This window comes from Mesorhizobium sp. P2_D1, assembly GCF_056404455.1.
Genome location: NZ_JBFUDZ010000097.1, coordinates 1 through 9,372 on the forward strand (window position 1 = coordinate 1; position 9,372 = coordinate 9,372).

Annotated in this window: 11 protein-coding genes and 3 pseudogenes; 8 read left to right on the plus strand and 6 right to left on the minus strand. The window is 58.9% G+C overall.

Annotated features, from left to right (window positions below; all coding sequences use genetic code 11):
• Window positions 1-228: pseudogene (locus AC1D0I_RS31630) on the minus strand (adenylate/guanylate cyclase domain-containing protein); the annotation flags it as partial.
• 426 nt (window positions 229-654) lie between these two features.
• Between AC1D0I_RS31630 and AC1D0I_RS31635 the strand changes: the two are divergent.
• Window positions 655-822, plus strand: coding sequence for a hypothetical protein (locus tag AC1D0I_RS31635; RefSeq protein ID WP_477344784.1), 168 nt, complete (start codon window positions 655-657; stop codon window positions 820-822).
• Between the two features lie 51 nt (window positions 823-873).
• Here the strand turns inward: AC1D0I_RS31635 and AC1D0I_RS31640 are convergent, their stop codons facing one another.
• A complete protein-coding gene (locus AC1D0I_RS31640; RefSeq protein ID WP_477344786.1) occupies window positions 874-1,278 on the minus strand; it encodes a response regulator in 405 nt (134 codons plus the stop codon).
• 298 nt (window positions 1,279-1,576) lie between these two features.
• On the opposite strand from AC1D0I_RS31640, the gene AC1D0I_RS31645 reads away from it, so the two are divergent.
• Both AC1D0I_RS31645 and AC1D0I_RS31650 read left to right on the plus strand, forming a co-directional pair.
• A complete protein-coding gene (locus AC1D0I_RS31645) occupies window positions 1,577-1,909 on the plus strand; it encodes a hypothetical protein (RefSeq protein WP_477400073.1) in 333 nt (110 codons plus the stop codon).
• A gap of 159 nt (window positions 1,910-2,068) precedes the next feature.
• Window positions 2,069-2,386: an ATP-dependent DNA ligase gene (locus AC1D0I_RS31650; protein ID WP_477344790.1), complete on the plus strand. Its 318-nt coding sequence runs from the start codon at window positions 2,069-2,071 to the stop codon at window positions 2,384-2,386.
• Here AC1D0I_RS31650 and AC1D0I_RS31655 read toward each other — a convergent pair.
• Window positions 2,307-3,463, minus strand: a pseudogene (locus AC1D0I_RS31655) (IS30 family transposase). The gene AC1D0I_RS31650 and the pseudogene AC1D0I_RS31655 sit on opposite strands and share 80 nt — an antisense overlap.
• A 64-nt stretch (window positions 3,464-3,527) precedes the next feature.
• Here AC1D0I_RS31655 and AC1D0I_RS31660 point away from each other — a divergent pair.
• The 4 genes and pseudogenes from AC1D0I_RS31660 to AC1D0I_RS31675 all read left to right on the plus strand — a co-directional run.
• A pseudogene (locus AC1D0I_RS31660) lies at window positions 3,528-4,115 on the plus strand (ATP-dependent DNA ligase); the annotation flags it as partial.
• Window positions 4,116-4,293: 178 nt separating this feature from the next.
• Window positions 4,294-4,461 carry a hypothetical protein gene (locus tag AC1D0I_RS31665; protein WP_477344792.1) on the plus strand — a complete coding sequence of 56 codons (168 nt, stop codon included), beginning with the start codon at window positions 4,294-4,296 and terminating at the stop codon, window positions 4,459-4,461.
• 89 nt (window positions 4,462-4,550) lie between these two features.
• Window positions 4,551-4,772 (plus strand): DUF768 domain-containing protein, encoded by a 222-nt coding sequence (locus AC1D0I_RS31670; protein WP_477344794.1) that lies wholly within the window; start codon window positions 4,551-4,553, stop codon window positions 4,770-4,772.
• A 113-nt stretch (window positions 4,773-4,885) separates the two neighbouring features.
• The gene (locus AC1D0I_RS31675) at window positions 4,886-5,086 is read left to right on the plus strand and encodes a hypothetical protein (protein WP_477344947.1); all 201 of its coding nucleotides are present in this window, start codon (window positions 4,886-4,888) and stop codon (window positions 5,084-5,086) included.
• Window positions 5,087-5,476: 390 nt separating this feature from the next.
• Here AC1D0I_RS31675 and AC1D0I_RS31680 read toward each other — a convergent pair whose 3' ends face one another.
• Entirely contained in the window at window positions 5,477-6,388 is a 912-nt protein-coding gene (locus AC1D0I_RS31680; protein WP_477344796.1) for an ankyrin repeat domain-containing protein, read from the minus strand.
• Between the two features lie 313 nt (window positions 6,389-6,701).
• Here AC1D0I_RS31680 and AC1D0I_RS31685 point away from each other — a divergent pair, with 313 nt between their 5' ends.
• On the plus strand, window positions 6,702-7,688 hold the full coding sequence (locus AC1D0I_RS31685; protein ID WP_477344798.1) for an SMP-30/gluconolactonase/LRE family protein: 987 nt from the start codon (window positions 6,702-6,704) through the stop codon (window positions 7,686-7,688).
• A 260-nt stretch (window positions 7,689-7,948) separates the two neighbouring features.
• On the opposite strand, the gene AC1D0I_RS31690 is transcribed toward AC1D0I_RS31685, so the two are convergent.
• Together AC1D0I_RS31690 and AC1D0I_RS31695 are read right to left on the minus strand one after the other, a co-directional pair.
• Window positions 7,949-8,326, minus strand: coding sequence for a hypothetical protein (locus tag AC1D0I_RS31690; RefSeq protein WP_477344800.1), 378 nt, complete (start codon window positions 8,324-8,326; stop codon window positions 7,949-7,951).
• A 248-nt stretch (window positions 8,327-8,574) separates the two neighbouring features.
• On the minus strand, window positions 8,575-9,057 hold the full coding sequence (locus tag AC1D0I_RS31695) for a hypothetical protein (RefSeq protein ID WP_477344802.1): 483 nt from the start codon (window positions 9,055-9,057) through the stop codon (window positions 8,575-8,577).
• Window positions 9,058-9,372 lie beyond the last annotated feature (315 nt).

The following is a 9,372-nucleotide window of genomic DNA, read 5'->3' on the forward strand; positions in this document are numbered from 1 at the left end:
CTGGGCTTCAACCGCACACCGCACCGCATGGACTGCGCTGGCGAATTCGACAAGAAGGCTGTCGCCAGCGGAACCGACGATGCGTCCGTGCGACTCTGTGATCTTGGGCTCGATCACTTCGGCGCGAAGCCTCTTCAGGTGCCCAAGCGTGCCAACCTCGTCGGCTCCCATGAGGCGGCTGTAGCCGACGACGTCGGCAGCAAGGATTGCGGTGAGGCGTCGCTCCATGCTTGTCCTGCCTGTTCCGTAGGTCGAAGCTCCGGGCGGTGAGCGTATTCCAGTCCTACCTCCAATGCGAGCGTGCAGTGCCGGCGCCGACAGCGATCTCAACTCATCACGTCCCTTGGACCATTCCTCACACGGCGGCTTTTATGGCCCGAGGCGGGCTGCCGAAGGGCTCCTTTGGGTCAAAACGCGACTATCTCCTCGTTCAACCGAACGTCAGCATTTGATCAACCCGCAGCCTGAACTTCCCGTTCCGCTGTAGCCCCACCACTGACCGCGCGGCCAACGGTCCGAGGTAGAAGCTGTCGCCGGGCCTCGTCATATTCGACATAGCCGGCAGTGATGCGGAGGTAGTGGGGGGAGGTTGAAATTCTAACCACTCCGGGGCGGCCATTCAGCCAAGTTCAGCAATGTGCTATGATTCGCCTTATGGGGAAGAAGGCAAAGCAGGCGATTGATGCGCCGTTAGCGGGCCGGCTTGAAGCGGAAGCCGCCTACTATTTCCGCAAGGTCGGCATCACTAGAGACGAAACCGTCAAGATCATCCGGGAAGCCCGAGCGCCGAAGCTGTCTATCGTCCGCAAGGACAAGACTTAAGCGGGTCAATTGTGGGAACGCCCCGTTGCAGCTAAGGCGAATACGACCACGTTAAAGAGATACAGAGTTCTGTGGGTCGATGGTCGGCTGCTCGTTCAGCAGCGTGGAAAGAGCCGTGATGATCTGGGCTAGGACGAAGGGCTTCGTGATCATGACGCTATTAGGCACGCCCTCAGCGCCCCAATGAAGGGCGCTATCGCCGCTGATGTAGATCACGGGAATGGTTGAGTTGGCTTGCCGCAAATGCCTGGCTACCTCCCAACCGGACTGGCCGGCCCCCAGGCGAACGTCTGTAATAAGGCCCTTAAACTTGTCCGGGGCTGCATCGAAAGCCGCGATAGCCTGTGCTGCATCTGGGGCCGACGCTACTTCGAAGCCGGCTTCCTCCAATGCCGATTCAAGATCGAGCAGGATTAGCGGCTCGTCCTCAACGACCAGAACCGCCCCGACATACATTTGTTAATGTCCCCAGTTTGCGTACCCACTACGCGCGAGGCCAGGATTTGTTCCTGTCGACAGCATGCACGGGCGGCCGCGCTACCAAGGGGGTGGGCAATTTTGGTGTTTTAGACGCGTCGCAGAAAGTTACCTCTCCGCCAGCTAATGTCCCTCTGCTGGCGACTTTGGAAGCCCGTCACCTTTTACCCAAGGTGGCGGGCTTTTTGTTCGGGAGCGACGCGCCGTGACAGCGGAACCAAAGCGGTCGCGACATGTTTACCCCGCGAAGGGCAACTCATTCTTTGGAGAACTCGAAATGAAAGTCATGATCCTGAGCGCGTTGGCACTCTGCTTGGCCGCGCCTGCTGTGGCCTCAGCAGACGAAGCCATCGTCATCCAGACCCACCGACATCATCGCCATCACTGGAACGACAACAACAACGACGGTATGGTCATCTATCGGGACGGACATCGTCTCCATCACCGCCATCATGGCGAGCAGGCGTTTTACGACAATGGCCAGCGCGCCTGGCAGCGCCGGCATCACGGCGGTCGCGATGCCGTCGTCATCACGGGCTCGATCGACCGTCCGATRCATCGGCATCGCCACGTCATCATCCAGCAGGACGACAACAACAACGACTACTGATCTTTAGCCCTATGGCCCGGCTGCTCGATCGCGAGAGCCGGGTCATCTCATTCAATTTGCCTAAATTGTTCCGGAACCATTTTAGCGCATGCTAATTGAATCGCGGCTTGCGAGACAGTTCATGCGTTTGAAGTTCATCCCGCCGTTGATGCAACGCTGGTGGAGAAGCCTCCCGAGGGCGATGGCTGGATTCATGAGGTCAAGTTCGACGGCTACCGCTCCCAGATCGTTCTGGAAGGCAATATCGTCCGCATCTTCACCCGCCGCGGTCTCGACTGGACGTCGGAGTATCGCGACCTAGCCGCCGCGGCCGCCTTGCTCGAGGTGGAAAGCGCCATCATCGACGGTGAGATCATCGTTTTGAACGACGCCGGCCTGTCCGACTTCGCCGGCGGGTTCAACCGATCGCTGCAACACACTCAGCGAACTTCTCCGCTGGGGTCTGATAGAGCAAGGTCTTTCTGGGGCGTTCGTTGACCGCGCGATGGCGCTGAGCTTTGCCTGGCTGTGCAGGGATAGGTCGGTGCCACGTGGCAGATATTGGCGCAGTAGTCGGTTGGTGTTTTCATTCGAGCCGCGCTGCCAGGGCGATCGAGGATCGCAGAAGTAGACCTCGACGTCCGTGGCCAGCGTCAGCCGCTGGTGGTCGGCAAGCTCTTTGCCTCGGTCCCACGTCAGCGATTGATAGAGCTCTCCGGGCAATTTCTGCGACTGCTTGATTAGGGCTGAGACGACGCTTTCGGTATCTTTATTGGCGACCTTGATCAGCATCACATAGCGCGAGTGACGCTCGACCAGCGTCGCCACGTAGCTGTTCTTGGACCCGCCGATGAGGTCGCCCTCCCAGTGGCCGGGAACTGCTCGATCTTCGACGGTGGCGGGCCGTTCGCTGATGGAGATTGCATCCTTGATCTGGCCCAGCCCACTCCGCTTCATGCTGGCGTGCCGGGAACGGCGGATCGTGCGCCTGGCTCTAAGATGCTCCAGCAGTTCCTTTTTCAGCACTCCGCGTGCCTGAATGAACAGACTGCGATAGATCGTTTCGTGCGACACCTGATTATGCGGCTCCCCTGGGTAGGTGCGCTTGAGCCAGCCGGCAATCTGCTCTGGCGACCATTTCCGCTGCAGCTTGACCGATACTGTCCGGGCTAGGGACGGACAGCAAGCCAGCTTGCACAGCTTGGGGCGCAGGGCCCGATCCCAAGCGGCGTGATCGGAACGTGCTGCTCTATACCGATCAGGCCCGCCATTGCGAAGGACCTCACGACTGATCGTGGACGGCGATCGACCCAGTGTGTGGGCGATCGAACGCAAAGAGCACCGCGTACTGAGCCCTCGGGATATCTCCTCCCGCTCGCCCAGACTGAGCGCCTTGGGCGCCCGTCGCCGCTCGGCTGGTCGAATGCCGCCGGCTGGGGAGATCACCGAGAACACCGATGATGACGCCCGATCAAACCGCCGCCCAATCGACTTCATCGACTCGCCAGCCTGCCATCGATCCCAGATCTCCGATCGCTGGGCGGCAGAATAATAGATGCGACGTCGCTGCTTCATGGCCCACACTCCATCTTTGATGAAAGACTAGTGTGTTGCCCTCACCGATTGAGCCCACCCCGCAATACGGACAGCGATCACTCGGCGCCAGCAAGACCTCTATTTCGTCGCCTTCGATCTTCTGCACCTGAACGGCCACGACCTACGCGACATGCCTCTTGAAGACCGCCGCGAGATCCTGGCTGAGATGATCCCGGAAGGTGGTCGCATCCAATTCAGCCAGGCGTTGCCGGGCGATGCCAGGGCAATCTTTCATCTGGTCGATCAGGCCGGCCTTGAAGGCATGGTTTCAAAGCGCAAGGACAGCAAATACCGAAGCGGTCCGTCGACCAACTGGCTGAAGGCGAAATGCTACACGATCGACGAATATGAACTGCTTGGCGTCGAGCGCGAGGCAGGTAAGCCTGCGTTCGCACTGATGGCGGATCGGGCGACCGGGAAGGATGTCGGCTCGGCTTTCATTAATTCCAGCCGCGAAATCCGCCAGCGCCTATGGAAGCGCGTCCAGGAGCAGGCAGGGCCGCCGCCCAAGGGCATGAAGCGGCCGGCAACGCAATGGGTGAAGCCGGGGCTGATCGGACGTGTGAAGCACCTGCGCGGCGAGGATGACCTACGCCACGCCTCGCTGCAGGATTTCCGGGAAGAGAATTGACGCATCCCGGCTTGCGCTCTGAAAACGCGCAGCGCCTTTGAAGCCCTCACGCCCACGGCGGCGCGGCGCCCGGGACGGGGCCGAGCACTTTATCAGTCCCTTAATTGTGTTCCCTATTGACCATCTAGAACCCCGGCGAATTGGGGTGTGTCGGATGTCGGAAGACCCACACAGTAAGATGACGGCTCTCGACTGCGATATCATTCGCAGCGCCGTCCGGAAGTCCATTGTGGAAAGGCGCATTGCCGAGGGTGAGCGCCGCCAGTACGCCCGACTTCTGGCGCTCGAACTCACCGATTTGGACGAGATTGACCCCGATATTCTGGACTGGATCGTACGGGCGTAGCTAGCGGCTACCACAAGGAGCATACTCGCCCCATCGAGGTCGACTAGCGCGCGTGCGGAACTGAAACCAAAGCACGAGCTTATGGCTCGATGAGCACACGCGGAATCAACTTCCTGGATCAATGGCTGGCCAACAACGTCCCCGAGACGACGAAGGCCGATGTCATCTCGGTCGACGAACTCACCCACAAGCTGGTCGCTGACGCCAAGTCGATCGGGATCGAGCGGGACGAGATCGACGAGGAAGTCGACAGCCTCTATCGAACGATCCTCGACGCGATTGTGCATTACGAACCGGGCTTGCCCGAATAGCCTTGCCGGCCAATCAGGGATGAGGAATATAATCCTCCCGTTGCGGCGATCCCCTTTAACGGAGTTCGCCAATGGCCAGATCGAAAACATCCAAGCAGTTATCGTAGGCTGAAATCGAGCGCTTTCTGGTGGCAGCGGAAGCGCTGCAATGGAGCATTGTGAAGCCGTTCATATCGCCGCATTGCGAGCACTACCGGCAGACGCGCGTCTTGCATGAGGTGCTGTTGAAGGCGGTGCGGGAAGTGACCGGAAAGGAAGTCGAGTTTATCCCGTGGAATACTACCGGACCGGTGCGGCCTCCTACGGCTGGGTAGCTTGTGGGACCTCAGTCTTAGTACCGCCAATAGGCACGAGAGAGTCCAAGACGGCGGCTGCGAGAGCAGCGCCTTTCCATTGAAGCGTCTGGCGAAAAGACGACCCCGAATAGGCGATCAAATGCGCGATGACCAATCGGGCGCGTCCGCTTGAATGAACAGATAAATGCCGACCATGAGCAACACAGCCAGGACCACCAGCGCAACCCAGAGCGCGAGTTTCGTTTTGTTCATAGGCGATAGGTAAGCGGGCAGCGCCAGAACCACAATATCCTACGGCTTAGCAGCAGCGCGCAATTGGACCTAAGTCTTGGTTGAGCAGTAGCTAATATGCCGATAACTCGATGGTGAAGTCCGACAACTAGCGCCTTCCTGCACCGGCCATGCAGATTAGGGCAGCGGAACCGGCGAGTCGGAGAGCGTTCGCAGATAGGCGATCACGTTCAGCCGATCACTCTCCTCGGGCGCGCCACGCACGTCCATGTTTACGCCGGGCGTCGTGAGCGTGGGACCGGCCAGAAAAATGTTAAGATCCTCGTACGTCCAGGCACCGTCCCAAGCCATCAGGGTCTTGGAATAGCGTTCGAACTTTGCCGACGCCTTGTCGCGTCCGACAATTCCCCACAAGTTCGGGCCGATGGTGGATACATCTTGTGCACGCGTCACATGGCAGGGAGCGCAGTTAGCGGCAAAAAACACAGCGCCCTTTGCCGGATCAGCCTTTGCCAGCTTCACAGAAATCGGCTCGGGCTTCAGAATGACAACGCCATGGGCCTTGAGGTAGGCGGCGATGTCGGCATGGTCGTCGTGCCTGGCAAGGTGGTAGGGCGTGATGATGCTCGGCCGCTGGGCGGGGTCACCTCGGGTCCAGACGGCGTTAACGTCGGCGCCGGCCTCGACCAGCACCTTGACGCAGTCGAGACAGCCGTTGGCGACGGCCAGGGTCAGCATCGGCTCGCCCCGCGTCGTGCCATTGGCGTCTGCGCCATGCGCCAGCAGCAGCCGGATCATGTCGGCGGCGTCCTTCAGCACGGCAACCGTCATCGGCATGCCGAGCGCCGACTCCTTGTTGACATCGGCGCCGCGCTTGATCAGCAGTTCCGCGGCCTCCGCGTGGCCGCTGCGCACAGCCAGGAAGAGCGGCGTGGCGCCCTTCTCCTGCTCCTCAATATCGGCGCCGGCATCAAGCGCCGACGCGATTGCATTTAGATCGCCGCTCTTGACTGCATCATGAAGCGGACCGGCCTGGGTGGTTGAGAGCGCACCCAGACAAATGAGCAAGCTGCCGATCAGACCGCGCATGCGGCTGTCCCTCCGCCGATACGGATCAAAAAGACTACACCCGATCAATTCTCACGACCAGCGGCCTCATTAAGCGTCAGCTAATAAGCGGCTGATATCTCCGCACGGCGGGGCCAGAAGAGCGCCGGGCATGACCGGCCCGGGGCATACGCGGTCGCGCCGGCTGGCGAATATATACGCTTCTGCTAATATAATCGGGACCTGTCCGTAAGAACGATGGAAGCAGCAAAAGGTGGAGCACAAGCCGGTAAAGATCTAAACGGAAGGTCAAAGCGATGGCGAAGGGGTTCGGCGACAAAGGGAGGGAGCACAAATGGCCGCCTATCTGAGAGTAAATCGTCACATGACAATATTTCTGGTTGCTGACGCCGCAGACAACTTCCAATTTTGGCCCAATCTGCTGCTCATGAAAGCATTCGACTTCACCTGCGCACTTCTCGGCGTTCTGTTGCTCACAACAGGTTCCACCTTCGCGGCGGATTCCTCCGTCGTCGCGCCTGGTGCGAAGTTGGAAAAATTGGGCGAAGGTTATGGATACACCGAAGGTCCGGCAGCGGATGTTGAGGGCAACGTGTTCTTCACCGACGACCCGAACGATCGTATCGTTAAGTGGAGCGCGGTAGACGGGAAATTCTCCGACTGGCTCAAGCCAGCGGGACGCGCGAATGGAACTTACTTCGACAAGGTCGGCAACCTCATCGCCGTTGCCCCCGATAAGGGCGAACTGTGGTCCATTGCGCCCGACAAGAAAGTTTCAGTGCTGGTGACCAACTTCGACGGCAGGGTGTTCAACGGCCCAAATGACTTGTGGATACGTCCAGACGGCGGCATCTATTTTACCGACCCTGATTTCGGTTCGGATCACGACCAAAGTACCCGGGTGGAGGGGCAGAACGTCTACTTTGTCACGCCCGACCACAAGACCGTTACGCGGATGACGGCCGACCTGTTTAAGCCTAACGGCATCATTGGTACGGCAGACGGCAAGGTGCTTTACGTGGGGGACTACGGCGCGGGCGAGACCTACGCCTACGACATAAATCCCGAAGGCGCCCTCACGAACAAACGTCTTTTCTGCAATTTCGGTTCAGACGGCATGACCATCGATTCTGAGGGCAACGTCTATCTCACCCAGATTGGTGTGGCTGTGTTCGATAAAACGGGAAAGAAGATCGAACAAATCGACGTACCCGAGACGACGACGAATGTGACTTTTGGTGGCAAAGATAACGACCTGCTCTTCATCACCGCCACCGGCAGTGTTTACGGTCTCAAGATGAGGGTGAAGGGGGCGCGCTAGAAGCCCGTCCAGAAATCGTACTGCAAGACCATTGCCGACACCTTGGCCGCCCGCGAAACCGTCGTCGTGCAAGGCCGCCGGCCGCGACCGCCGGCCTGTGTTCTTCACCTGCATTCCTGACTATGAAGGCGATCGGCAGCGGCGCAACCGCGACTGGAAACCGACTTTCGGTTAGCTAAGCGCTAAATTCGGTCCGCCCCCGAGCGTATCCACAGGCGCAGACCACAACCGCGCTGGCAGATCCTGGCGCCAGGTGCTTGTCACCAGCCCCGATTTTCGTTGAGCCAATATGCGCCGAAGCAGCCAAATTGGGGTGGGAAACCAAGGCGCCGCTTGGCATCAAATTCCATCTCCGATAGAGACCAAGATGAGGTGTTCTCTGTCACATTTGGCACGATGGTGTACCCTTCCTCCACCAACATGTGTCTCATTTCCTGGAAGTGCCTCTTGAAGCCGCTCTCAATTTGGCTTTTCGGATACCGGCGACCTTGCAAACAAGCTCGCCTCAGGATGTCGGAATATATCTGGCTGCTGACAACTCTCACGGTCTCTTCGGAGATCGGCTTGTAAGGGAGGCCGTCCTCGGACCAGCATTGTCCTGCCGACGCTACCAGCATCGCGGCCAACGGGCTTGCCAAGAACCTCTCCACCTTGGTCCCCTCCACTGTTATATTAGCCATGATTAATATGGTGGACAACCCTCTCGGAGGAGGGGAGAGATGACCGACAAGGCGGAACGACCTACGTTGTGGGCGTGTTCGAAAAACCACACTGGCGCACCGTGCTGCCACCAAGGACAAGGAAAAGGCGTTCGCGCTCGCGAAGGAGATCGGCGACAAGGTGAGGATTGAGGAGATCACGCCGAAGGTGAAGAAGCAGTAGGTTGTTACTTCTTCTTCGGTGTCTGAGGTGGCACTAGCGTGACATAGGGTGTCCTCGGCTCCTTGCCTGGCTCCCGGTAAAACGGTGCCGACTCGCCGGGTGGTCCCAGCGATTTAATGTAAAGATACACCGAACGCATGTCGCTTTCGGTCATGGCTTGGACTTGGTACCAGGGCATCGGCGGCAATTGGACCTTGCTCTTGAGGTGGTTGACCCAAGCGTTCTCATCAAATCCCATTGCCGAATCCCTGAGATTTGCAGCGTAGGTCGTGCCCCAGGGACCCCTCCAGCCCACGGTAGAGCCTTTCAACGCTTTCTCCGGATCGATCTTCCCATCGGCTTCACGGTATCCTTCCGTATGGCAGAAATGGCAGCCGCCGATGATCGAAATATACAAACCGCGTTCGACGGAAACCTCGTCTGCCGCCAGTAGGCTGGATGGCACGATGCACAGAGCAACGGCTGCACAAAGATCGATTGTTCGCATTCGGTCCCTCACTGGCGGGCCCGACAACCTTTGGGTTTGGGAACTCCGAGACGCCGGGCCCTTGGGACCGGAGAGACGGGTGGATCTCCCAAGCCCCATCTATAATGTGCTCCTAATATAAGCTGGTGGCAAACGCCCCTTGCGTTCCACGTTATCAGTTGATCCTGATCGATCTCCGTGCGTAACCACATGCTTTGGCCGGCCAGCTTCATAGGGTATAATGTGATCGCGGAAAGGAAAATTTCGAAACGGCCCATCGGCCATGTTTAGGTTGATCCTCGCTCTCGCCTTCGTGCTCACCTGTGGCCCCGTGTC

Coding starts and splice junctions, on each gene's coding strand:
- AC1D0I_RS31695 (WP_477344802.1), bottom strand. CDS start 9,057: ATGCGAACAATCGATCTTTGTGCAGCCGTTGCTCTGTGCATCGTGCCA.
- AC1D0I_RS31635 (WP_477344784.1), top strand. CDS start 655: ATGGGGAAGAAGGCAAAGCAGGCGATTGATGCGCCGTTAGCGGGCCGG.
- AC1D0I_RS31680 (WP_477344796.1), bottom strand. CDS start 6,388: ATGCGCGGTCTGATCGGCAGCTTGCTCATTTGTCTGGGTGCGCTCTCA.
- AC1D0I_RS31640 (WP_477344786.1), bottom strand. CDS start 1,278: ATGTATGTCGGGGCGGTTCTGGTCGTTGAGGACGAGCCGCTAATCCTG.
- AC1D0I_RS31665 (WP_477344792.1), top strand. CDS start 4,294: ATGACGGCTCTCGACTGCGATATCATTCGCAGCGCCGTCCGGAAGTCC.
- AC1D0I_RS31670 (WP_477344794.1), top strand. CDS start 4,551: ATGAGCACACGCGGAATCAACTTCCTGGATCAATGGCTGGCCAACAAC.
- AC1D0I_RS31685 (WP_477344798.1), top strand. CDS start 6,702: ATGGCCGCCTATCTGAGAGTAAATCGTCACATGACAATATTTCTGGTT.